General features: G+C 70.9%; 29 protein-coding genes. 14 read left to right on the forward strand and 15 right to left on the reverse strand.

The window, feature by feature from the left end; all coding sequences use genetic code 11:
- Window positions 1-63 precede the first annotated feature (63 nt).
- Both MKK68_RS20660 and MKK68_RS20665 read left to right on the forward strand, forming a co-directional pair.
- Window positions 64-291 carry a hypothetical protein gene (locus tag MKK68_RS20660; protein WP_147726453.1) on the forward strand — a complete coding sequence of 76 codons (228 nt, stop codon included), beginning with the start codon at window positions 64-66 and terminating at the stop codon, window positions 289-291.
- Between the two features lie 147 nt (window positions 292-438).
- Window positions 439-648, forward strand: coding sequence for a cold-shock protein (locus MKK68_RS20665; protein WP_147726454.1), 210 nt, complete (start codon window positions 439-441; stop codon window positions 646-648).
- Window positions 649-717: 69 nt separating this feature from the next.
- On the opposite strand, the gene MKK68_RS20670 is transcribed toward MKK68_RS20665, so the two are convergent.
- Together MKK68_RS20670 and MKK68_RS20675 are read right to left on the reverse strand one after the other, a co-directional pair.
- A complete protein-coding gene (locus MKK68_RS20670; RefSeq protein ID WP_243935897.1) occupies window positions 718-933 on the reverse strand; it encodes a hypothetical protein in 216 nt (71 codons plus the stop codon).
- 450 nt (window positions 934-1,383) lie between these two features.
- A complete protein-coding gene (locus tag MKK68_RS20675) occupies window positions 1,384-1,569 on the reverse strand; it encodes a hypothetical protein (protein WP_147841692.1) in 186 nt (61 codons plus the stop codon).
- A gap of 258 nt (window positions 1,570-1,827) precedes the next feature.
- Between MKK68_RS20675 and MKK68_RS20680 the strand changes: the two genes are divergently transcribed.
- Window positions 1,828-2,085: a hypothetical protein gene (locus tag MKK68_RS20680; RefSeq protein ID WP_244032780.1), complete on the forward strand. Its 258-nt coding sequence runs from the start codon at window positions 1,828-1,830 to the stop codon at window positions 2,083-2,085.
- Between the two features lie 157 nt (window positions 2,086-2,242).
- Here MKK68_RS20680 and MKK68_RS20685 read toward each other — a convergent pair whose 3' ends face one another.
- Entirely contained in the window at window positions 2,243-2,485 is a 243-nt protein-coding gene (locus tag MKK68_RS20685) for a hypothetical protein (RefSeq protein ID WP_147726460.1), read from the reverse strand.
- Window positions 2,486-2,531: 46 nt separating this feature from the next.
- On the opposite strand from MKK68_RS20685, the gene MKK68_RS29570 reads away from it, so the two are divergent.
- Entirely contained in the window at window positions 2,532-2,663 is a 132-nt protein-coding gene (locus MKK68_RS29570) for a hypothetical protein (protein ID WP_279593219.1), read from the forward strand.
- A 34-nt stretch (window positions 2,664-2,697) separates the two neighbouring features.
- Here MKK68_RS29570 and MKK68_RS20690 read toward each other — a convergent pair whose 3' ends face one another.
- Window positions 2,698-3,729 (reverse strand): fumarylacetoacetate hydrolase family protein, encoded by a 1,032-nt coding sequence (locus MKK68_RS20690; RefSeq protein WP_147726462.1) that lies wholly within the window; start codon window positions 3,727-3,729, stop codon window positions 2,698-2,700.
- A 136-nt stretch (window positions 3,730-3,865) separates the two neighbouring features.
- Here MKK68_RS20690 and MKK68_RS20695 point away from each other — a divergent pair, with 136 nt between their 5' ends.
- A complete protein-coding gene (locus tag MKK68_RS20695; RefSeq protein WP_244032782.1) occupies window positions 3,866-4,513 on the forward strand; it encodes an SOS response-associated peptidase in 648 nt (215 codons plus the stop codon).
- Window positions 4,514-4,540: 27 nt separating this feature from the next.
- On the opposite strand, the gene MKK68_RS20700 is transcribed toward MKK68_RS20695, so the two are convergent.
- The 3 genes from MKK68_RS20700 to MKK68_RS20710 all read right to left on the reverse strand — a co-directional run bounded on the left by MKK68_RS20700 (window position 4,541) and on the right by MKK68_RS20710 (window position 7,984).
- A complete protein-coding gene (locus MKK68_RS20700; RefSeq protein WP_147727295.1) occupies window positions 4,541-4,792 on the reverse strand; it encodes a hypothetical protein in 252 nt (83 codons plus the stop codon).
- 445 nt (window positions 4,793-5,237) lie between these two features.
- Complete coding sequence (locus MKK68_RS20705) at window positions 5,238-7,202, reverse strand: alpha/beta hydrolase domain-containing protein (RefSeq protein ID WP_243948870.1); 1,965 nt, start codon at window positions 7,200-7,202, stop codon at window positions 5,238-5,240.
- Between the two features lie 584 nt (window positions 7,203-7,786).
- Entirely contained in the window at window positions 7,787-7,984 is a 198-nt protein-coding gene (locus MKK68_RS20710; RefSeq protein WP_243988984.1) for a hypothetical protein, read from the reverse strand.
- A 320-nt stretch (window positions 7,985-8,304) separates the two neighbouring features.
- Between MKK68_RS20710 and MKK68_RS20715 the strand changes: the two genes are divergently transcribed.
- The gene (locus MKK68_RS20715) at window positions 8,305-9,297 is read left to right on the forward strand and encodes an AraC family transcriptional regulator (protein ID WP_244032784.1); all 993 of its coding nucleotides are present in this window, start codon (window positions 8,305-8,307) and stop codon (window positions 9,295-9,297) included.
- A gap of 1,541 nt (window positions 9,298-10,838) precedes the next feature.
- Here MKK68_RS20715 and MKK68_RS20720 read toward each other — a convergent pair.
- A complete protein-coding gene (locus tag MKK68_RS20720) occupies window positions 10,839-11,078 on the reverse strand; it encodes a hypothetical protein (protein ID WP_147727290.1) in 240 nt (79 codons plus the stop codon).
- 217 nt (window positions 11,079-11,295) lie between these two features.
- Here MKK68_RS20720 and MKK68_RS20725 point away from each other — a divergent pair, with 217 nt between their 5' ends.
- Window positions 11,296-11,526 (forward strand): hypothetical protein, encoded by a 231-nt coding sequence (locus tag MKK68_RS20725; RefSeq protein ID WP_244032786.1) that lies wholly within the window; start codon window positions 11,296-11,298, stop codon window positions 11,524-11,526.
- 84 nt (window positions 11,527-11,610) lie between these two features.
- On the opposite strand, the gene MKK68_RS20730 is transcribed toward MKK68_RS20725, so the two are convergent.
- The gene (locus MKK68_RS20730; RefSeq protein ID WP_147727297.1) at window positions 11,611-11,889 is read right to left on the reverse strand and encodes a hypothetical protein; all 279 of its coding nucleotides are present in this window, start codon (window positions 11,887-11,889) and stop codon (window positions 11,611-11,613) included.
- Window positions 11,890-12,245: 356 nt separating this feature from the next.
- On the opposite strand from MKK68_RS20730, the gene MKK68_RS20735 reads away from it, so the two are divergent.
- Window positions 12,246-12,950, forward strand: coding sequence for a hypothetical protein (locus tag MKK68_RS20735; protein WP_187274722.1), 705 nt, complete (start codon window positions 12,246-12,248; stop codon window positions 12,948-12,950).
- 455 nt (window positions 12,951-13,405) lie between these two features.
- Here the strand turns inward: MKK68_RS20735 and MKK68_RS20740 are convergent, their stop codons facing one another.
- Both MKK68_RS20740 and MKK68_RS20745 read right to left on the reverse strand, forming a co-directional pair.
- Window positions 13,406-13,717: a hypothetical protein gene (locus tag MKK68_RS20740; protein ID WP_147727288.1), complete on the reverse strand. Its 312-nt coding sequence runs from the start codon at window positions 13,715-13,717 to the stop codon at window positions 13,406-13,408.
- A gap of 171 nt (window positions 13,718-13,888) precedes the next feature.
- Window positions 13,889-14,959 carry a UV damage endonuclease UvsE gene (locus MKK68_RS20745; protein WP_244032788.1) on the reverse strand — a complete coding sequence of 357 codons (1,071 nt, stop codon included), beginning with the start codon at window positions 14,957-14,959 and terminating at the stop codon, window positions 13,889-13,891.
- Window positions 14,960-15,143: 184 nt separating this feature from the next.
- On the opposite strand from MKK68_RS20745, the gene MKK68_RS20750 reads away from it, so the two are divergent.
- From MKK68_RS20750 to MKK68_RS20775, 6 genes are all read left to right on the forward strand, one after another.
- Entirely contained in the window at window positions 15,144-15,389 is a 246-nt protein-coding gene (locus MKK68_RS20750) for a 3',5'-cyclic-nucleotide phosphodiesterase (protein WP_147729921.1), read from the forward strand.
- A 171-nt stretch (window positions 15,390-15,560) separates the two neighbouring features.
- Window positions 15,561-15,803, forward strand: coding sequence for a hypothetical protein (locus MKK68_RS20755; protein ID WP_147729922.1), 243 nt, complete (start codon window positions 15,561-15,563; stop codon window positions 15,801-15,803).
- Window positions 15,797-15,949, forward strand: a complete 153-nt coding sequence (locus MKK68_RS20760; protein WP_187274723.1) for a hypothetical protein — start codon at window positions 15,797-15,799, stop codon at window positions 15,947-15,949. The genes MKK68_RS20755 and MKK68_RS20760 overlap by 7 nt, the downstream gene beginning before the upstream one ends.
- A gap of 220 nt (window positions 15,950-16,169) precedes the next feature.
- Window positions 16,170-18,053: an MHYT domain-containing protein gene (locus tag MKK68_RS20765; RefSeq protein ID WP_244032790.1), complete on the forward strand. Its 1,884-nt coding sequence runs from the start codon at window positions 16,170-16,172 to the stop codon at window positions 18,051-18,053.
- 14 nt (window positions 18,054-18,067) lie between these two features.
- Window positions 18,068-18,502 (forward strand): response regulator, encoded by a 435-nt coding sequence (locus tag MKK68_RS20770; RefSeq protein WP_147728927.1) that lies wholly within the window; start codon window positions 18,068-18,070, stop codon window positions 18,500-18,502.
- On the forward strand, window positions 18,499-19,563 hold the full coding sequence (locus tag MKK68_RS20775; protein ID WP_147728928.1) for a sensor histidine kinase: 1,065 nt from the start codon (window positions 18,499-18,501) through the stop codon (window positions 19,561-19,563). The genes MKK68_RS20770 and MKK68_RS20775 overlap by 4 nt, the downstream gene beginning before the upstream one ends.
- A gap of 29 nt (window positions 19,564-19,592) precedes the next feature.
- Here MKK68_RS20775 and MKK68_RS20780 read toward each other — a convergent pair whose 3' ends face one another.
- The 4 genes from MKK68_RS20780 to MKK68_RS20795 form a co-directional block, all read right to left on the reverse strand.
- Window positions 19,593-20,321, reverse strand: a complete 729-nt coding sequence (locus MKK68_RS20780; RefSeq protein ID WP_147728929.1) for a spermidine synthase — start codon at window positions 20,319-20,321, stop codon at window positions 19,593-19,595.
- 110 nt (window positions 20,322-20,431) lie between these two features.
- Window positions 20,432-20,809, reverse strand: coding sequence for a phage holin family protein (locus tag MKK68_RS20785; RefSeq protein ID WP_243933123.1), 378 nt, complete (start codon window positions 20,807-20,809; stop codon window positions 20,432-20,434).
- A 105-nt stretch (window positions 20,810-20,914) separates the two neighbouring features.
- Window positions 20,915-21,166, reverse strand: coding sequence for a hypothetical protein (locus tag MKK68_RS20790; protein ID WP_147728751.1), 252 nt, complete (start codon window positions 21,164-21,166; stop codon window positions 20,915-20,917).
- Between the two features lie 127 nt (window positions 21,167-21,293).
- A complete protein-coding gene (locus tag MKK68_RS20795) occupies window positions 21,294-22,112 on the reverse strand; it encodes a trypsin-like serine protease (RefSeq protein ID WP_244032792.1) in 819 nt (272 codons plus the stop codon).
- Window positions 22,113-22,115: the final 3 nt, after the last annotated feature.

Consider the following 22,115-nt stretch of genomic DNA (forward strand, 5'->3'; position numbering starts at 1 on the left):
CCATTCTCCGGTCGACCGACGGGAGAAGGCTGTCGCTTCTGGCGGCATGCGAGGAGAACCATCTTGCGCTCATCCATCATTGCCGCCGCCCTGTTCGCCGCGCTCGGCGCAGCGTCGCTCTCCACGTCCGCCTCCGCTGCACCCATGGGCCCGTCCGCCGCTGTGGCCGCACCCGCCGAGCTGGTGACGAATGTCCGCATGGAGCGCCGGATGATGCATCGTCGTATGATGCGCCGGCCGATGATGCGCCACCGCATGCATCGTCGGGGCATGATGCGCCACGGCATGTAAACCAGTTCGGGCCCGTATGGCCTTGACGAGGCTCAGCCCGCCCGGCACCGCCGCGGCGGGCTTCGCTCTTTGGAACGTCGGGTGAGGGCCATCCGTTTGGCCTGCGAGCGCCCCGCTTTGGTGCGCCCGAGACGTCTAGGAACTTCTATGAGCATCGGCACCGTAAAGTGGTTCAACGAGACCAAGGGCTACGGCTTCATCGAGCCGAACGACGGCGGCAAGGATGTGTTCGTTCACATCTCGGCCGTCGAGCGCGCCGGGATGCAAAATCTGGTCGAGGGCCAGAAGGTCTCTTATGAGGAAGAGACCGACAAGCGCAGCGGCAAGCTGTCTGCCGGCAATCTGAAGGCAGCCTAAAACTGTCCCGTCCGGGGGATGGGCAAAGCACCTGAAAAGCCCGCCTCCGGCAGAGTCGGCGCCCCGAATCTACAGTGCTTGGGTGCGCTGATCGGGGCGCATCAGGGTCGCCTTGCGGTTGGACACCTTCCACACCGGCAACGACCCTTCGCGGACGAACATAGCGAACGCCTCGGTCGCTTCCGCACTCGCGATAGCACCCGCTCCTTTCACGGCGCGACCCACGACGCAGGCCCCTTCGAGACCATTCGCGCAAGGCGCACTGCCCTCGATCGCGAAGATCACCCCTGATCGGTCTGGCCTCAGCGCGTTCGGCAATGCGGCGATCTTGCGCCAGAGACAGTACCACCGCACGCACACCTCAGGGCGATCCTGATAGATCCCGCACGCCGTGCCAGTGCTATGCCGACAGAGAACGCCCGCAGGCTTGGCAAGCACCTCGATCGCGGGAACCCGGCAGCAAGCCGTGCACGGTCCGCACGTTCGGCCTGGAACAAGGGCACCTACGGCCGGTGTGGTCGGAGGGTGCTTCGGGGTCAAATCGTTCCGTTCCCGATGCGGTGCGTGAAGGTCTGCGATCCGATCGAGGATCACGTTGGGCAGCTTCTGAGCTACGCGCTGAGAATGCAGGCCCACCTCCGCGAGGCCGTGGCTCACCCCGCGCGGCAAGCCTCATGGAGACCCTCGCAGCGTCGACTTAGCGGGACCTGCGGTCGTGTCGACCCGGCGGGTGGTTCAAAGGCTCTTGGTCGTCACCCCGAGCGCGAGCAGAGCGTAGGCGCCGATGAAGAACCACTGCCGGTGCGCGAGCACCGTGCGCCCGACCATCGGGACCTTCGTGTAGAGGCTGGCGACCGCCAGGCCGATCAGCACCGCGGAAGCGAGGAAGGTGAGTAGGCGCGGGGCGGACAAGGTCGGCATGCCGCGATTTTCATGCGCGTGCGGTTGCCAAGCCGTTACCGTGCCAGACGCTCGTCGCATCCCGGCAGGATAGCCCCAGCGACGGCGTCGTCGAGACGCGGTGAGATCCGGGATTCCCCCCGTCCCGTGAGCAGACCGGGGCGGGGCCGAACCGTACGCGTTCACGTGCCACAGGAACGAGCCCTGCAGCGATCGGTTTGCCCTGCTCATCCGGCGGGGGCGCATCGATCCGCCCCCTGGAACGACAGGAGAGCGACGATGGCGAATGCAGGCAAGCACGGCATGCACCCTGGAAGCCAGGGCAAGGGATCGGGCTCGGGAGCGATGACCGAGTTGCCGGAAGGCGTGATCGAGGACAACGCGGTGCTCAGCAATCGCGACAAGGCCCAGCATGGGGATGAGCGCGGCCTGGACAGCAAGACCGTGCAGACCGAGCAGTACCAGGATCACTCGGCCAATCGGCTGGGGGATGACAAGGACCAAGTGCAGGGCGGCGGCGACGCCGGAAATCCCTAGGCTCGCGACAACCCGCCCGGTCCATCGGGCGGGTTTCCCGTACCGTTATCCGCCCCGCAGGCTCTCGGCGAAATCCTCCGGCACCTCGCCGAACTGCCCAGGAGCGTTGCGCCTTCCAGCTCGCCGGTCTCGTCGGCGGCGTTCTTGAACACGCCGTCTATACCAGCACCTCACCCGTACCCGTCATCTCGACGAGCACATTTCCGAGGTAGGCTCCCAGGCGCTTCAGGGCGCCCCGATCCGGGGCGTCGATCCAGAAACCGATAAGGGCAGGCTTACCGTCCAGACGACGCAGCACCGACTCGGCCATCAGAGCCGCCTCCCGCTCGGTCGAGGCGAACAGGGTACGCTGAGCGCCGGCCGCTAAGATCGTGATTTCGAAGGGGGTGACGCTTGGCATACCAAGCTAACGTGTTGCGCTGCAAAATCGTTGCGTGCCGGACCTCATGACGGTTGGCAGCGTTCTGCTGACCCGTGCCGACCTTGAGGCCGTGCGGATTTGGGGCACGAAGTTCGAGATGCGGACGCCGCGCCCCACGACGCAGGTCGGCGCGCTGCCGATCGCGGTGGCCGGCTGATTGAGCGCCCGCCTCTCGATCGAGGGCGCACCTCTTACGCCGGGACGGCCTGGATCACGTTGCGCAGGGTGCCGAGGCCGACGATCTCCGTCTCCATCACATCGCCCGGCTTGAGGAATTCGGGCGGCTTGCGCGCGTTGCCGATGCCGGGGGGCGTGCCGGTGGCGATGATGTCGCCGGGCACGAGGGTGAGGCCGTGCGACAGCTCGGCGATGATGCGGGCGACCTTGAAGTACATCTGAGCGGTCGAGGCGTCCTGTTTCACCACGCCGTTGACGCGGGTCAGCAGACGGAGATTCGAGGGATCGAGGTCGGATGCAGGCACGATCCACGGGCCGATCGGTCCGTACCCATCCAGGCTCTTCCCCTTGAACCACTGCCCGCCGTGCAGCTTGATCTGCATGTCGCGCGCCGTGGTGTCGTTGATGACGCTGTAGCCGAACACGTGGGCCATCGCGTCGGCTTCTGTAATGTTGCGTCCGCCCGTGCCGATGATGACGGCGAGCTCGACCTCCCAGTCGATCGCCGTCGACACCGAAGCATCGTAGGGGATCGGGTCGTAGGGGCCGTTGATCGTGTTGACGCCCTTGGTGAAGAACACGGGATGGGCGGGGTACTCGGCGTTCGTCCCCCGGACGGCCTGACCCTCGGCGAAGTGCTCCAGGTAGTTCCAGCCGACCGCGTAGATGTTGCGCGTCGGTGCCGGGATCGGCGCCAGCAGCCGCACCGTCTCGACCTGCGGGCCATCCCCGGCGGCCGCGGCCCGGCGCACGGCATCGAGCGCGGCCGGTCCTGCCGTGATGAGCGAGACCATCTGCGCCGGATCCACGCCCGGCACTCCAACCTGCGTCAGGTCGACGACGCGCCCGTCCGAGCGGACCACACCGAGCCGCGGCGTGCTGCCCGCGTCGGGTGCGAAGGTGACGAGACGCAGAGCCTCTCCGCTCGGCGGGGGTATCGGATGCCCCGGACCCGAGGCTGGCGCCTGCGCCGAGGCTGACCCGACCAGGGCCCCGACCGCCGTCGCGGCGGCCGTGAGATGCAGGAAGTCGCGCCGAGTGCTCATCGATGGTCCTCCGCAGCGCTCGCCCTTCATCGGGGCAAGTCGCGCGAGCGAATTTTGAATTCATATGATGCGGGATGCAATCGGGCTCGCGCAGCGTGCCTTGCTCTTTCGCGCTTTGGCGGCGCACGATGTCGGGATGTGCAACCTCTACAGCCTCGACAGGGGTCAGGACGCGATCCGCAAGGCCTTCGGGGTCGCGCGCGACGAGACCGGCAACCTGCCGCCGCTGCCGGCGATCTTCCCCGACCAGATGGCGCCGGTGGTGCGTTTGGCCGAGGGCGAGCGCGCGTTGGCGATGATGCGCTGGGGCTTCCCCTCGCCGTCGAGCAAGGGGCCGCAGCACCCGGTCACGAACGTGCGGAACGTGAGGTCGCCCTACTGGCGCCCGTGGCTGAAGCCGGAGCAGCGCTGCCTCGTGCCGGTATCCTCGTTCAGCGAGTACGCGGACACCAAGCCGCGCAAGACGCCGGTGTGGTTCGCGCTCGACGAGGACCGGCCGCTGTTCGCCTTCGCCGGGATCTGGCGACCGTGGACGGGCGTGCGCGGCCCGAAGCGCGACGAGCCCGTCGAGGAGGAACACCGGCTCTACGCCTTCCTCACGACGGAGGCGAACGGCGTCGTCGGGCCGGTGCATCCGAAGGCGATGCCGGCGCTGCTGACCACGCCGGAGGAGTGGCGCACGTGGCTGGAGGCGCCGGTGGAGGAGGCATTGCAGCTTCAGCGGCCGCTGCCGGACGAGGCCATGCGCGAGGTCGCCCGCGGCAAGCGGAGCGATGGGACTTAGGCCCCGGATCGACGGTGCGTGATGCGCTTACTGCGCGTCGTCGGTGCCAACCATTCGCATGGTGGCGCCAAGCCGACCCCGATCGAGCCCCTTTGCGACGTAGCGCTCATCCACCCGGGCAACCCGCATCGGCGCCGGAGCACGCCCGACGACGTTCAGATTGCTCCGCACAGCCCGCTCGAGCTGAGATCGCACCGCGCCGTCGGCCAGGATCGCAAGGCCGCCCACGGTCGCGACAGCGAGGACGCTGCGGGTGATGATCGAGGTCAACGTGAGCATGTGAGGCACCTGAAGGATGCCTCACGGTAACCGAAGGGCTCCGCTGTGGCTGCTACAGCCACGCCACAGCCAGCACAAAAAGCGAACGGGCCCTACGCGAGAGGGAGCGTGTTCGCGGGCTTCAGTAGGCGCGTGACCGAGGCGGCGGGGGCGGGCCGTCATCGTCGTCGTCATCCGGCGGAGGCGGCCCCCGCCGACGCGGCGGAGGCAGCGGCCTGTCGTCATCGAAGTCCGGCGGGGGCGGTCGGTAGCGGTGTGGCGGCGGCCCGTCGGAATCCTCATCCGATGGAGGCGGAGGGCGCCGATCGTCGTAGGGTTGAGCCGAGGCGCCGGCCGCCGCGAGGACGAACAGAGCAGCGCCGGTGAGACGTGCGCGCATGAACTCTCCATGGAGCGAGACCGCGCGAGCGGTGGCCCAGCTTTCTCTTCGACCTGCCAGTTTCGGCTAGGGGGTCGCTCCTTGGCGTGCCGCCGCGATCAGCCGGTCTCCGTCCTCGCGCAGCAGCAGGCGATCCGAGACGAGAGCATCGACCGACTTCGCGACAGCCGCGACGTAGGCGTCCGGCTCGGCGTAGCGCTCCTCCAGGGACGGGCGGGGGTCGCCGGCGGCCGTCCGTTCGGCCCGTGTGCGTGCGAAGGGGATCTCGCTGCCCTCACGATCGCACAGGGCGCCGGCCGGGAACGGGTCGGCATACAGGTTCCAGCCGGTGAAGGTCGCGCGGGGGGCTGCGACGGCGGGTAGGCGGATGCCCGCCACGTCGTTGCCGTCCGCGTCGACCCGCGGCACCAGCGGGCGGTACTGCGGCCCGGTCTCGGGGCGGGGATCGACGTAGGTGCCGAACCGCGCGATCGCGTTCGGCGTCGTCGGGACCGGGATGCCGACCAGGAACGGAAAGCCGATCTCGGCGGCGTCCACCAGCGTGCCGTCCGACAACCGCGGGACACGGCTGTCCGGCGGGGCCTTGCCCGCGGTCACCCATTCCTCGAGCGCGACCAGCAGCGCCCGCAGGGCCGGCGCCGGGTTCAGGGTGCTGCGCAGGTTCGCGCACGCCCCCTTGGTCGAGGTCAGACCGGCGCGCCCGTAGTGAAAGCCGCTGGAGACCAGGAAGGCGCGCGACGTCCCGGGCAGCGCCACGTCGGTCCGGCCGAGCGGATCCGTCGTGAGCATCGAGGCGCCCTTCTGCCAGTACTCGGTCCCGGTGTTCACCTCGATCAGGAGCGGATCGAAGCCGTCGCCGCGCAGGAGCGCGCCGGTTCGGCCGGTGACCGGATCGTGCTGCCGTGCGGTCGAGAACGGAAAGGCGTTCTCGGGATAGAGGTGGTCCTCGTGCTGCGTGTTGGTGCGGGAGGGCTGCCCGAACCGGGCGTTGAGGAAGATGCCGCCGACGCCCGCGATGTGCGAGAGCATGCCGTCGAAGACGCGGCGGCCGGCTTCGTCGCGGTTGAAGCCCTGGTAGACGAAGTCGCGCAGGTAGCGCCCGCTCTGCGAGATGCCGAGGGCGACGGCATGGCGGATGGTGCCGCCGGCCGGGTTCGCGCCGTCGGCGGCACCACCGCGCAGATAAGCCACCACGTCCCGCGTCGCGGCGAAGCCGATGCCGAGCACCTTCGGTTCGGTGGCCGGGTAGGTGAACTCGTAGAGCGATCCCGGCAGGGGCTTGGTACCCTTGGGCAGCAACTCCAGCTGTCGCGGCGTGGCGTAGTGCCAGGCTTCGGCCGGGACCGGGCGAGGCGGATCGCCCTCGCGCCGGCGAACGGTGAGCTGCGCGTCGGCCTTGTCCGGGCCGGCGGTCTTGAAGGTGAGGTAGAACGGGGCCTCGGGCGGCCCGCGCGTCGCGCTGACGAGCTCGTCGCGCACCGTCTCGACGATCGGCGTGCCGTTGCGGCCGGCGACCGGAACGTCGATGGCCATGCCGCCCTGCTGGCGCAGCGCGTCCGCCTCCCAGCCCGACCAGACGACCGTGTCGCCGCGGCGCAGGACGAGGCCGGTGCCGGCGTCGGTGGCGGTGCGCGGATCGTTGACGGCCTGGGCCGCCTGGGCCGGCGCGTCGAGCACCCAGTTGAACAGGAACTTGCGGCCGCGGTTCAGCACCTCGAACAGCAGCGTGCCGCTGCCGCGGGCCGGATCCTTCGGGCGCAGCATGAACAGGTCGGTCTGGTACGCGACCATGCCGCGCGCGTTGCGGGGCGCGAGCGCGATGTCGACGATGCCGGCATTGGCCGGGTCCGCCGGGTCCAGCTCGCCGCGCGCCGTGCCGATGACGCGCTCGTAGGCGCCGGCCGCACCGAACGCGACCCCGTCGGCGAAGGGCTCGACCGTCGTGATATCGATGCCCACGATGCGGGATTGCGCAGGCGCGACGCCCAGGGCGCAGCCGAGCACGGCGATGATGACGCCACTGGTTCGCATGGTCACTCCCGAGGTCCGGCTCTACGAAGGCCGGTACCATCAGCAATCACATGGAGGCGTGAGCGTCGAGAGGGATGGCTCCTCGACAGATGTCGCCCCCGCCGACCTGTCAGGCGCGGTATCGTCCTCGGGCTTGGGGCGACGACGGTCCGCAACGCGCCATCGCACCCCGCAAACCACGATGTGCGGGCGTTCCGTGCATCTGACGGCTACGGCTCGGCCGCGCTGCCGACGGGACTGAAGTCGCCCCGGCGCTTCCGGACGGCCTGCGACGCGTCGAGATGCGAGAGCGGACGCCGAACCTCCACCGCGTGGTCGTCGTCGAGCGGGCCCGGGACGATCTCGATCGTCGCGTCCGGGAACGCTGCCAGGATGGCTGCCAGGATGGCTGCTGAATTGTCTCCAGGCGCTCCGATCGATCGGCTGGGGGCTCCGCAAGGGCTCGCTCGATAATCCGGATCATGCCGCACGATGGTACGGCCGGCGGGGTGGAGGCGCGGGCCGGGCGGCACAACGCGGCGTTCGGCCCTGCCGTACCCGCCTCGTCGATCGCCATTCACGCGCGCCACGCGACATGCAGGCGCTCAGTCGCCTCGTCCCTTGCTTTCGACCCGCAGCCAGCTGTGCCAGGCGCAGCCTTGGACCCCCTTCGGGAAGAACGCCCCCCGCTGCAGGTTGCCGTGCTCGCGCCGGATCCGGCCGACGCGGTAGCGATCCGCATCGCGGGCGATGAGGTCGCAGTCGCTGTCGGGCTGCGTGCGGGAGCCGATGGGGCTACTCACGCCAGCCTCGCGTACCCCTCTCGGCCGCGAGCATCCCGAGGAAGCCCGACCCGATCGAGTAGAGCGGGACAAAGCCGTGGCGGCGGGTGCTGCAATCTGAGGGCGCGTCGGGCGATGACGATCGTCACACGCTGCAGGGCGTGCGAGGTCTCGACGCAGTATTCAGACGCTCAACCAGAAGATGGAAAGCGACCCGCAAATCGAGTACGCCGATGCTCGCCCTACTCCCTGAACAGCGCTTCATTGGATCTCAGGGCGAGTAGACCTGCGGCCCGCCTCCCTCGCGAGAGGCGATCTCCTCGAGGAAAAGAAGCAGCGTCATGAGCGTTGTTCGGCATTCTTCGTTCTCGACCGATGACTTGCCTGAGCGCGATCGCTTCGACGCGTGGCGGACCTTGTTCAGCGCTCACGATCTGGATGCGGACCCGCACGGCTTCTCTGCTCGCATCGACACCACACAGATCGGTCCGGTCCTGCTGCACGTCATGAACGCCTCGCCTCAAAGGACAGGCCGCACGCGATCTAAGATCAGGCAGGATGGCCAGGAGCGGTTCACCCTGCTGCTGAACCAGCACACCTACGCGATCGAGTCGGATCGCGGCACCCAAAAAGTTCCGCCCGGCGCTTTCACGCTCAACGACCTGTCGCAGCCTTATCGACGCAGCCGAGTTCGCGAAACAAACTCACTAATCGTGAGCCTCGCGCGCGACAGCGTCGCTCGCCTGCTTCCTAACGAAGAAACGCTGCATGGGGCGATCCTCGCTGGTCCAACGGCCTGCCTGCTTGCTGAACATCTCCGCGGCTTGGTCGCGCATCGGCACACGATAGGGACGGACCAGGCGCTCGACATTGCGCAGGCCACGCTCCACTTGCTTGCAGCCATAGCCCGGCCCGACCGGGATCGGCAGGCGATGGCAAGTGCCCCGGCAAGCATGGCCCGATTGTCCGCCTCGAAACGGTACATCCGCAGCAACCTTGCCAAGGCGCTGACGGTCGAGCAGATCGCATCGGCTGTCGGTTTGTCTCGGACCCGATTGTACCACCTGTTCGAACCTGAAGGCGGGGTAGCCCGCTATCTGATGCAGCAACGTCTCGCTGCCGTGAGGGCGGCTTTGGATGATCCGCATGAGGGCCGAAATATCGGCGTGATCAGTGAAGCCTACGGGTTCGGTAATTTCAGCCACTTCAGCCGAACCTTCCGGGAGGCTTACGGCCAGAGCCCTCGGGACTACCGCGCGTCACGCAAAACATCTGGAGAGCTAGAATTGCCGAGTTCACCGGCTGCAGCAACATGGATGCGAGCGCTCGGCTAAGTCGCTCGCGGGGCCGTCGGCCGCGCCAGCAGGATCGCGGTTCGAGCCATGCCGCGCCAAAATTCCCGGATGCGCCGGGCTCGGCGACCGCCTTCCGCGATGGCTCATGTCCTTCACCGCGGCGGCCGGGTCCACCGTGTGCCCGCTCGCGAACCGGAACAGGCTGACGGTCGGGTCGCGCATGGGGTGATCGTCGTGGCAGGCGGGAGCGGACGCTACCAAGGCGATGTCGGTGCGGGGGCCGCCGAAAATAACCCTTCCGCCTCAATGCCCCCCCTCCCCCCAGGTGCGGGGCAAACAGTCTCGATGATAAAGGGTTGTTTGAGACCTGCTCGGGAGCCATCACCTTTCCAAAACCTTGGTCTCGTTCATCGCTTCGCCCGGCGCTCCGCATCGAGCCCGAAGGTGCGGGGACAGGTCCGCGCGACCGGACCGGCGGCCGCGCCATCGCGCACATCGGCGGGAACGGCTCCATGTCCTCGAAAGCCAGCCCGCGCGCTCCGATCGGCCAGCGCGATCCTGGCCGCCCCGGCCCGCCGATGGCGGCGATGCCGGCGGGTGCGTTTCCGATCGCGAAAACCGGCTGAGGGAGCGCCTGTGCGATCTCCGGGGCCGCCGGCTCGTCGTCGCGTGCCCGCCGTGCAACCGGCGCGGCACCTACGACCTGGCGCGCCTCCGGCAGCGGTTCGGCGACCACGCCGACCTCTACGACGTGTATCTGCGTCTCACCCGGACGTGCGGCCGCCGGCAGGCGGTCGGCCCCCGGGAGCCGGCCCGGTCCGGCCGGACGTGTCGCGCCATGATCGGCGTCGAGGGCGGCGACGGGCGCACGGGATTGCCGTCCCGCACGTGACCTTTCGACGGCGATCGCGGGTCGGCCGCGGCGAGGCGGCAGAGCGGGTGAGGTCGCAACGGCCTCGAGCCGCCGAGCCTTCGGACGGGATCGGCAAGTTCGCCGCCCGAGCATGGAGGCCGCCCGACGACATGGACGGGGGCGGCGCTCCGAATGACCCCTGCGTTGCCGACCGCCTGCTCGCGACGATCCTGCGCTGGGTCGACGCCCGGGGTGATCGCGGCGGCTATGCCCGCCGTTCCGGCATCGCGGCGGCCGACAGACGGGGGCGACTTCGAGCCGGCGGGCATCGGTGGTCCTATGACGCGTCGGCCGGGCGATGCCGCATCGTCGCGCCGACGATCCGGCGTTCGGGCTCGGTTCGGGCGCTAGACCCGAGCCTGTTGCTCTCCGGGTGACGTTCAGGGCGCCCGGCGCGCGAGCCAAGCGGTTCCAAGACCGAGCGCCAACGCGCCGACGGCCCACGCGATCAGGAGGTCATTGTGCGGGTCCATCACCGGAGTCCCTTCAGGAGGCTGCGTGCCGCTGAATGTGGGCCGGTGCCGACCGCCAAGCAAACGCGGGACGTCGCCCCTGTGCCGACGGCGACGGACGGATCGACCGAGCCCGGCGGCCTCCGGGCGAACGCGGGCGCGAGACCTCCCGCGGCGAGGGCCGCCACCGCGACGCCGTTCAGGCCGAGGGAGTGTCAGGCCGCCAGGGCGAGGACGGCGGTTTCCCCGCCGGTCGGGGCGACGGTGTCCTTGGCTCCGAACAGGAGTTGATAGATCGCGGCAGGGGTGCGGGCGTGACCATTGCCGTCGACGATCCGGACGTCGGCCAGGCCCGAGGCCTGCAGCGATAGGCCTTGCTCCAGAGCGTCCAGCATCGAGTTGTAGTGATGTGAAAACCGTTGTGCCGATATGCGAGCGGTGACGGTGAAGTTCACGGACGCCAATCCTGACTGTCGAACTCGGCCGGCGGCCGCATGGCCGTGATCCGAGTCATCGTGATGAAGAGGAAGAGGATCGCTGGACAGGGCCGGCGCGGCTTTGGATTCGCCTCGTCGCCCGACGGCCTCCGTATCGTTGCAGATAGAGGCGGTTCGTTGACGAAAACTTAGCCCAGTATGGCAGGGACGTGTCTTTTGCGATGGGGATGCTGTCGTGACCCGGAAACCGCTGCTCGATCAGGTCGACGCCATTCAGATGGCGCGCTCGTATTGCCGTCTTGTGAAAGCCGATCCCGACGCGGTCGTCGCGGGCGACTTCGTCGACGCGACCGGCCAGCGGCGCCGCGTCAGCAAAGCCCGTTGGCGCTGGTATCGGGACATCGCCGAAGCGCCGGCTCCGAAGCCGCCGGAGACCGGCGCGTCGGGAGAGGCTGCCGAGGCCTGAGCTTGGCCGGAAAAGCGCCGAAGGACGCGGTTCTCACAGGTCGGTTCGGGTTTTCACGGATCGCGGCTCGGCGGACGGGCGCAGCTATGTCCTCGCTGCCATCAGGTCGTGCGTCAGGACGGTCAACTTCCCGATCAGGCCGGTGATGTCGGCCCCCTTGCACGACCACTGCGTGCCGACCGCCTCGCCATCTGCGGACACGGACACGACGGCGACCGATCGCAGCTTGCCTTCGCGAGCCAGGACGAGCTGGTCCTGCAGCACGGCGATGATCGAGGCGGTGTCCGCGTCCGCGACCGCGGCAGAGATCCGGGCGGGAAAGGGCACGACGGCGCCTGCGTTTGCCTGTTCGTTCGTGCTCATCGCGACCTCGCCTTGCCTCGCTGGATGCGCAGAGACCTGGGTGATCGCTTGGGACAGAGTGTGGCAGCTTGTCCGTGTCGGCGAACGTCGATGCCGAGTGTGGCTGCCAGAGCACGGTGCGGCTGCCGGAGCACCAACCATCCGGTCGGCCCCGCGCGACGCTTCGCCCGGCCTCGTCTCGCACATCGGCGCCGATCCGCCTTCCCGATCGCCCGATGCCGGCCGATCGGCACGACGGGCGGCCTGCTCCCCGTCGAGATCGGCCACCATGTCGGGATCGCCGTCATGCAGGCCGCGATCCGCGTGCGCGACGACCGCGTTTCCCGCGCGTCCCCATTCCATGCCGAAAGATCCGCATGACCATGACCGATCCGACGCCGGCCAGCCTGCGCGACGCGATGGCCTGCACCCTCTACGAGCACGACAGTGCGGAGATCGCCGGTGCGCCGCCCTGGATCGGCGATCGCCTGGACCGCGAGCATCCTGGGCTGCGCGCGCGCTATCTCGGGCGCGCCGATGCCCTCTTGGGCGGCCCCATCGCCGGGTTGCTCGCCCTGTTGGCGCGCCAGGGCGAGGAACGCCGGATGGTCGAGGAGGAGGTGAACGTCCTGCGCCGCCAGCGCATGGGTCCGGAGCGCGAGCGCGAACTGCTGGAAGCCAACAACCGGATGCTCGAGCGCGCCCGGGCCTCCGCGGCCGCCCAGGCCGCTGCGGAGGCGGCCCTGCCCCTGATGCAGCGCGAGCGCGACGTCGCGCGGGAAGCGGAGACCTTCTGGCAGCAATTCGCCTTCGACGCCGACGATCTGGCCACGCAGCGCCTGGTGAAGCTCACCGCGGAGCGGAACGCAGCCGAGCGCATGGCCATTCTCGAGCGCGCCCAGCGTGAACGGGTCGAGACCGCCCTGCGGCTGTTCGCGGATCGCGCCGACACGATGCCGAAGGAGGGCTGGGTCTCGGATCTGGCCGGGATGAACCGCGACATGCCGCTGTGGTGGTTCCATGCCGCGCGCGTCGCCCTGGAGCGGGCGGAACCGAAGGCGGCGGACGATCATCCGCGGTGACGCAGGCCCCCGGCTGGGATCGGGTCGATGGCCGGGACCCGCGCCCTCTCCGTTGATGACGATCGCTCGGGTCGGCCGCTGCGAGGGGCGCCATGCGTGAAGCCGCCGGCACGCCGGGGTGCGGAACCTCCGCGAGCGTCCGGGCGCCAGGTGCCGGAAACTCGATCCCCCATCTGGAGGATGACGGCCGGTCCTGACTCGTTCACGCAGGAGGCCCGAGATCACCTTGGCCCGGCCGGAGACTTCCGCGCCGGGCCTTTTTGCGCCCCCGCCGTGCTCTCCCGGCCCCCGGTCGGAGCACGGGCGACGGCCGGAGCGTCAGCGGATTCCGCGGGGGACCGGGCCGTCGCGCCTCGCGGACGCACCGTCCTTCCCCGCGGCAAGGCCCTCGCGGCAAGGCCCTCGCGGCGAGGCGGGAACGGACGCGGCGCCGGGCCCGGTCCCGGCACGCCGCGTCAGCGTCTCAGGTCGGCGGTCCGCTTCCGGGCCGACGGGGCGGCGTTCCGGTTCTGCGCCTCGTCCATCACGTCGCCGATCTTGTCGCCGACCGCGATCACGATCGCCGTCGAGGCGGCGCCCTCGGCGGTCTCGGAATGGAAGCGGCCGAGGGTGTCGGTGAGGCGCTGCTCGATGGTGCTCAGCACCGTCCGCGCGGCCGCGGCGTTCGCGGTCATCATCACGCCGGCGAGGTCGCAATAGGCCTCGCGCAGCAGGTGGAACGCCAACCTGTCGACGGCCTGCGCGTCCTCCGGGCTCAGATCCTTCATGGGGTATCCCGTCGGCCTGCCGGCGGCGCAGGCATCGCTTCAAACGCAGGGCTTCGCTGCGAACAGCCCATCGCTTCGAACAGGGCATCGCCTCGAACGCGGCCACGGTCTCGAACGGTTGACCTTCGATCGGCCGCCCGATGCCGCCCTGCAACCGGTACGCCTGTGCGGCTAGGAAGGGAATGCGCCGGCTCCTCCGTCGCGGAATTCCGCCGCGAGGGCGTCGGAGGCCAGGTTCTTGGACTTCGCCTCGATCTCGAAATCCGCCCATTCCATGTGGCGCCCGACCAGGGCGTTCAGGGCCCTGTTCCACATCATGTCCGAGTGGGCGGCGAGGTTGCGCCAGGAATGCCCGGCCTCGGTCAGCGCGGCGAAGTCGGGCAGCGCGTCGCGATCGTGCTCCGGCAGCACCGTCTCGCGCGAGACGCTGACATGGGCGAGCGGCCGCACCCCGCGCCAGGACGCGCGCACGCGCTCGACCCGCGGATCCTCCGGCGCGATGTACTCGCCGCGGCTCTCAACCCAGTGATGATGCAGGTCGAGCACCACCGGCACGCTGTCGGCGAGCGCCAGCACCGCGTCGAGCCCGAAGGCGTTCTCGTCGTTCTCGACGGTGATGAGGTCGCGCGCCGTCTGCGACAGGCGCGGCAGGGCGGCGCGGAAGCCGTCGGTGCCGGGGTCGCGGGCGCCGACATGGATGTTGATGTGGGCCCCGTGCGGGTGCCAGCCGCCGCCGTAGCCCAGCAGCGCCATCAGCTCGGCGTGATACTCGAACTCGGCGATGCCGTTCTCGGACGCCGCCGGGTTGCGCGAGGCGATCACGCAGAACGGGCCGGGATGGAAGCTGAGACGTATGCCGCCCGCCCGCGCCGCCGCGCCGCAGCGGGCGAGGCCCGCCTCAACGAGGCGGCGCATCTCGGGCTCGGCGTAGATGGCGCGCGCCACGGGATGGGTGTAACCCGGCAGAACGTTGCTCGCCATGCGCAGCAGGCGCGCGATCGGCGGCCGCCCGGCGACCCAGGCGATCTGGCGCTCCAGCGCCCCGAGGTTGTGGCGGACCAGATTCTCGATCTTCGCGCGCCGAGCCGCCGGAGCCAGCGCCGTCAGCGAGGCCATGGTCGCGTTGGTGAGGTTCATCTGAAGCGCCGCCTCCCGGGCGGCCTTCAGGGTCTTGAAGCCCTCCGGCGGCGGCGTGAGCACGAACTTGCAGCAGAATCCGAGGCGGGGCGCATCATCGATCATGGGTCGAGAACGCCGTGCGCCCGGTTTCGTCCCACGCCGTCGACGCGCGGCCGCCGCAGGGAGGGTTGATGCCGCAGGCGCCCGGCCGGGGAAGACGGAGCCGTTTCGCGCGGTCCGGCGTTCCCTGCACGGTTCGTCGACCCGAACAGGTCCGCGACCCGCCACATCCTCTCAGCTGGAAGCCATGATGCGCGTCGCCCCGCTCGCCTTCGTCCTCGCCCTCGCGGCCGTCCCGGCTCTCGCCGCGCCCACGTCCACGCGCGGCAACGCGGACCTGAAGAAGTACTGCACCGGGGACGCGCTGAAGCTCTGCGGCGACATCGATCCGGACGATCCGGCGATGGATGCGTGCTTCAAGAAGAACCGCGGCGCGCTGACGGAGAACTGCCGCCGGGCGATCGACGCCTACGCGGGCTCCGGCGGCAAGTAAGGGCAGGTCCGGTCGAGTTCGGGCACGCCGAGCCGGGCTGCCCCGGGACCCGTGAGGGCGCCCCGTCGCGGGCGTCCGGCGGCCGGGGTGCAGGTCCTGCGTCATCCGGCCGTCACGGTGCCCGGCTAAGCGGGCGCCCTCGCCGCGCCGACGGCATCGTGTCCCGAAACCATGCCCGAGCATCTCTGCCTCGACCCGCACGACCCGTATGCGCAGCGCGAGGTCCGGGTCGCGTTCGAGCGCGTCGGATCGGGCTTCCGCCTGATCGCGGCGATCGACGACAGCGACGACGACATCCTGCCCGACCTGATCGACGCGCAGCGCGACGACCTGCTCCGCGAGATCTCCCAGGCGGACCCGCGCGCCGCCGACCGCGTCCCCCCGGCCGACACCCGGCCGTCGGCGTCGTGCTGAGGCTCGGCCGCCTCGACGATGCGGACGAGCTCGCGGCGTCGCCGCTCGGGTTGCGCGGGCGCACGAGCCGGATGCCGGCCTACATCGCCGCGAGCGTCCTTCTCGTCCTCGTCTCGGACCTGCTGATCCAGTTGCTCCTGGCCTGACCGACGCGCGGAAGCCCGCCGGCGGCCGTCGCGTCGGGCGGTCCCCGGCACCCCCGCAGCGAAAGCCGTCCGCACGCGAGGTGCTCTTTCGCCAAACCGGGATTCCCTTCGGGCCAAAGCCCACTAAGGTCGCGCGAGCCGCGAGCGCGCTGGCCGACCCGAGCCGTGCGGCGACGGCCGCGACCCGCCTCGCGCGAATGTCCCCGTCACCGGTCGCGCCATGGTCCATACCGGCTACAATCCCGCCCTCGTCGCCCTGTCCCTGGCGATCGCGGTGTTCGCCTCCTACACCGCCCTCGACCTCGCCGGGCGGATGCGCGGCGCCGCCCGCGGTCCGCGCTGGGCCTGGGTCGCCGGGGCCGCCCTGGCGATGGGCGGCGGCATCTGGTCGATGCACTTCGTCGGCATGCTCGCCTTCGAGATGGGCATGCCGGCCGCCTACGACCTCACGCTCACCCTCGCCTCCCTGCTGATCGCGGTCGGCGCCACCGGCGCGGCCTTCGTCCTGATCAGCCGTCCGGGTGCGGGCCCGCGCGAGGTCCTCGTCGGCGGTCCGCTGATGGGGGTCGGCGTCGCGGGCATGCACTATACCGGCATGGCGGCGATGCGGGTGCCCGGCAATCTCGCCTACAGCTGGCCCGTGGTCGCGCTCTCGGTGGCGATCGCCGTCACCGCCGCGACGGCCGCCTTGTGGCTGACCTTGCGCCGGCACGGCGTCTGGCAGAAGCTGTCCGCCGCATTCGTGATGGGCCTCGCGGTCGCCGGGATGCACTACACCGGGATGGCGGCGGCGACGTTCACGGCGGAGGCCGCCGGCGCCCACGCCGCCCATGCCGGCGGCGTCGGCGCGGGCCAGCAGAACCTCGCCCTCTCGGTCGGCGGCGCGACCTTCCTGATCCTGTTCCTCGCCATGCTGGCCTCGTCCGTCGATCAGCAGCGGGTCCAGCGCGATCTGCAGGCCAGCGAAGCGCGGTTCCGCGCCGCCGTCCAGGCGGTGCGCGGCGTGCTCTGGACCAACGACGCCGCCGGCCGGATGGTCGGCGAGCAGCCCGGCTGGGCGGCGCTGACGGGCCAGGCGCCCGAGGCCTATGCCGGCTTCGGCTGGGCGAGCGCCGTGCACCCCGACGACGTGCAGCCGAGCATTGCGGCCTGGAACGCGACGGTGGCCGCGCGCCGGCCCTTCGTGCACGAGCACCGGGTCCGCGCCCGCGACGGCAACTGGCGTCACTTCGCGATCCGCGCCGTGCCGGTCCTCGACGACCGCGGCGCGATCACCGAGTGGGTCGGCGTGCACACCGACATCACCGAGCAGCGCGAGGCCGAAGGCGAGCTGCGGGAATCCAACGAGGAGCTCCAGCGCTACGCCTACATCGTCAGCCACGACCTGCGCTCGCCGCTGGTCAACGTCATGGGCTTCACCTCCGAGCTGGAGGAGGCCCGCCCCGAGATCCGCCGGGCGCTGGGGGACCACCCGGAGGCCGAGCGGATCGACGCCGATCTCGGCGAGGCGCTGGGCTTCATCCGGGCCGCCGTGACCCGGATGGAGGGGCTGATCGCCGCCATCCTGAAGCTCTCGCGCGAGGGGCGGCGCAGCTTCGTGCCCGAACCCCTCGACCTGACGCGCCTCCTGCGGTCGCTCGTCGACGCGCAGCGCCACCAGATCGAGACCGCCGGCGCGACGGTGGAGGTCGCCCCCGACCTGCCGACCATCGTCGCGGACCGGCTGGCGGTCGAGCAGGTCCTCGGCAACCTGATCGACAACGCCGTGAAGTACCTCGACCCGGCCCGGCCCGGGCGGATCACGATCACCGCACGGTCGGTGGGCGGCAACCGCGTGCGCATCTCCGTCGCCGACAACGGCCGCGGCATCGCCCCGCGCGACCACGCCCGCGTGTTCGAGCTGTTCCGCCGGTCCGGGGTCCAGGACCGGCCGGGCGAGGGGATCGGGCTCGCGCACGTCAAGGCGTTGGTGCGGTCGCTCGGCGGACGCATCGACCTCGCCTCGGCGCTGGGCGCGGGCACCACCTTCGAGGTGACGCTGCCGCGCGAGGCCGCTACAGGTCGTGAGGCACACGGCGCCCCGACGACGCTGGCCGCGGAATGACCCTGGAGGCCGCCATGAACGCCGTCAGCATCGTGATGATCGAGGACGACGACGGCCACGCCCGGCTGATCGAGCGGAACATCCGCCGCGCCGGCGTGAACAACGAGATCATCCCCTTCCGCGACGGCACCTCGGCCCTGGCCTTCCTGCTCGGGCCGGACGGCTCGGGCGAGGCCAGCGCCCGACGCCACCTGCTGATCCTGCTCGACCTCAACCTGCCGGACATGACCGGGATCGACATCCTGGAGAAGGTGAAGGCCAACCCGCACACCAAGCGCTCGCCGGTCGTGGTCCTGACCACCACCGACGACAGCCGCGAGGTGCAGCGCTGCTACGATCTCGGCGCCAACGTCTACATCACCAAGCCGGTCAACTACGAAGGCTTCGCGAACGCCATCCGCCAGCTCGGCCTGTTCTTCTCGGTGATCCAGGTGCCCGAGAATCCATGACCGGCCCTCCCCCCGCCGCGGCCGACCCGGCCGGCACGGCCCGCATCCTCTACATCGACGACGACCCCGGGCTCGCGCGCCTGGTCCAGCGCGCGCTCGGCGCGCGCGGCTACGTGGTCGAGCTCGCCGCCAGCGGCGATGCCGGGCTGGAGCGGCTGGCGCGGGGCGGGATCGACGTCGTCGCCCTCGACCACCACATGCCGGGGCAGACCGGGCTCGACGTGCTTCCGGCGATCCGCGCCCTGCCCGACGCGCCGCCGGTGGTCTACGTCACCGGCTCCGAGGACAGCCGGGTCGCCGTCGCCGCGCTGAAGGCCGGCGCGGTCGACTACGTCTGGAAGGACGTGCAGGGCCAGTTCCGCGAGCTGCTCGGCGGCGCCGTCGACACCGCCCTGCGCCAGGAGGCTCTGCGCCGCGACAAGGAACGCGCCGAGGCGGAGGTCCGCGCGGCGCGCGACCACGCCGTGATGCTGCTGCGCGAGGTCAACCACCGGGTCGCCAACTCCCTCGCCCTGGTGGCGGCGCTGACGCACATGCAGACCAGCGCCGTCTCGGACCCGGCCGCGAAGGCGGCGCTCGAGGAGATGCAGGCGCGGATCTCGGCCATCGCCGGCATCCACCGCCGCCTCTACACCTCCGACGACGTCGAGGCGGTCGAGCTCGACGCCTATCTCGCCAGCCTCGTCGAGGAGCTGCAGGCGGCGATGCGGGCCTCGGGGCGCGATCACGCCATCCGGCTGAGCGCCGACCCGGTGCGGCTGGCCACCGACAAGGCGGTCTCCGTCGGGGTGGTCGTGACCGAGCTGGTGACCAACGCCTACAAGTACGCCTACCCGGTGAATGCCGCCGGCGAGATCCGGGTCGAGCTCCGGCGCCGGGCCGAGGACACCCTCGAGCTCGCCGTCGAGGATGACGGGATCGGCTGGACGGGCGAGGGACGGCCGCGCGGCACGGGCCTCGGCTCGCGCATCATCCGGGCGATGGCGACGAACCTGCGCTCGGGCCTGTGCTACGTGCCCGACCGCATCGGCACCCGGGCCGTGCTGTCGTTCCGGGCCTGACGGCCCCGTTTTCGCGCGGATCGGATCCTCTAGGCGGCCGGGGTCGGGACGGCATCGGCGCGGACGGGGGGCACCGCCGCCGGCCCCGTCCGGGTGGCGAGCCACAGGACGTTCCGCGGCCCCTCCCCGCTGGCACGCGAGCGCACCCGGACCTCCTCGACGGAGAAGCCCGAGCGGGCGAGCCGCGCCTTGAACTTGCGGTCCGGCCGGCCGGACCAGACGCCGAGGATGCCGCCCGGGCGCAGGGCGTAATGGGCGCGCTTCAGGCCCCAGCCGTCGTACAGGCGGTTGTTCTCGCCCCGGACCATGCCCTCGGGGCCGTTGTCGACGTCGAGCAGGATCGCGTCGAACGCCGCCGGGCCGGACTGGATCAGGCGGTTCACGTCCGCCTCGTGCAGGGCCAGCCGGGGATCGTCGAGGCTGCCGTCGAACAGGTGCGCCAGGGGCCCGCGCGCCCACGCCACCACCGCGGGCACGAGCTCTGCGACGACGATCTCCGCCTCCGGCCCGAAGGCGCCGAGCGCCGCGCGCAGGGTGAAGCCCATGCCGAGGCCGCCGATCAGCACGCGCGCCTTCGGCCGGTCCCGAAGCCGCGCCGCGACGAGGGTCGCCAGCGCCCGCTCGGATTCGCAGTGCCGGTCGCGCATCAGGTCCTGGTTGCCGACCGTGATCGCGAAGGCGTCGCCCTGCCGCATCAGGCGCAGGGTGGTCTTCTCGCCGGGCACGAGACCGGTGTCGACATGGACCCAAGACGTCACGGATGTCCTCCCGCCGTCCGGCGGCGTGGCTGCAGGAACGCCCCTGTACCAGCGGTTCGAGGGCGCCGCGAGGGGCGTGATCCAGGGCCTCGCGCCGCGCGCGCGCCGCGTCAGGCGCCGGCCGCGAGCGCGGCCCGTCCGCGGGCCTTCGGGCGCTCGATCCGGGTGGCGCGCGCGATGCGGCGCAGGCCGAACGACGCCAGCAGGCCGGCGGCGACCAGGAACGGGCTCGCGACGATCAGCGCGGCCACGACCTCGGAGCCGATCAGCGCCGCGAGCGCCTTCACCATCGCGTCGAGGAAGACGAAGAACGCCGCGACGAGCAGCACGAGGATCGTTCCCAGGAGCGCGAACAGGCCGATCAGCGCCCGGAGGTTGCCGTCGATCTCGGTCCGCGCAAGGTCGAGGGTCCGCCCGACCAGGCGTCCGCTCTCGCGCAGGATCCCGAGGGTCAGCGCGAAGGTGCTCTCGGGGGTGCGATCCTGCATCGAGCGGTGCCGTCGTCCAGAAGGGGGCCGGGAGCGGTGCACCAGTTCGGCGCGGCTACCAACCCCGGATGCGACCGGGCGTTCCCGGATGGCGGCGGCCGCCGGTCAGCGCGGCGTGATCGGCGGCGCGAGCGCGCGCTCGCACGCGTCCCGGATCAGCAGCCCCGCGATCCGTCCCGCATCCCAGACGCCCATCAGGACGGCGTGGATCGCACCGGCGGCCAGGAGGAACGCGGCGACCGCGCAGAGGGGAAGGCTCAGGAGGAGCCCGATCACCAGGCGGGCCGCGACGCGCTCGGCGAGGCGGCGTTCGAGCCGCGCCCCCGGGGCGAGGTCGAGCAGGCGTTCGTAGAGCATGGGAAGCCCGCACGATCGAGAATGGGCGGAACTCGGCACGACGGCGACGCAGGCACGCTGTGCCGGTTCAACATCGGCACGGGCCCGGCGTTGCATCGGACGATGCGAAAAACCCCGGGGCGCGGCGTCAGCGCATCCCGCTGCTGGTGAAGACCTGCGCCGCCGGCGCGATCACGACGAGGCTCCCGCACGGGGCCTGCCGCGACAGCACCGCGCTCGCCACGCCCCAGACGAACACGCCGCGCCGGTCCTGCCCCACCACGGGGCCGCCGGAATCGCCGAAGCAGACGCGGCCGCCGTTCACGCGGGCGATCGTCAGCCCGGTGCTCGACGCGGCGACGGGCGTCAGGATCGCGGTGCGCAGCCGCCCGACCACCCGGCCCGACACGCCGGTCCCGGCGACCCGCAGGCTCCTCGGCACCCGGCTCGGGTCGGTGGCGAGCGGCACCGGCACGCGGTCGCGCACCGGCTCGGCGAGGCGCAGCACGGCGAGGTCGAGCGAGAGGCTGTTCAGGTCGACGTCGACGACGTTCGAGGTCATCTGACCGGGATCCGGGCTGTAGCGCGCGATCACCCGGGCGGTGCGGACCGGCTTCACCGGCTCGCTGCCGCGGAAGAACACCACGAGCGAGCCGAGCGGATCGCCGTTGACGCAATGGGCCGCCGTGAGGATCAGGTCGGGTGCGATCAGGACGCCGGTGCAGCGCGAGAGGTGCAGGCCGTCCTCGGGCGCGGTCACGGTCCCGAGCCCGACGGTGGCCTGCGCGAGCGCATCGCCCGACCGGCCCGCGGCACCGCCCTCGAGCGCCGCGGCCGGCGCGCTCCCCGAAGCGAGCGCGAGAAGCGGAACGGCGAGACGTGAGGCAAGGTGACGCAGGGTGGGGCGAATGCCCGCTCGGGACGGGATCGAAATTCGGGACACGCGGGCCTCGGGGGTGTGGAACACGCC

It is taken from the genome of Methylobacterium sp. E-016, from assembly GCF_022829745.1.
GTDB lineage: Bacteria > Pseudomonadota > Alphaproteobacteria > Rhizobiales > Beijerinckiaceae > Methylobacterium.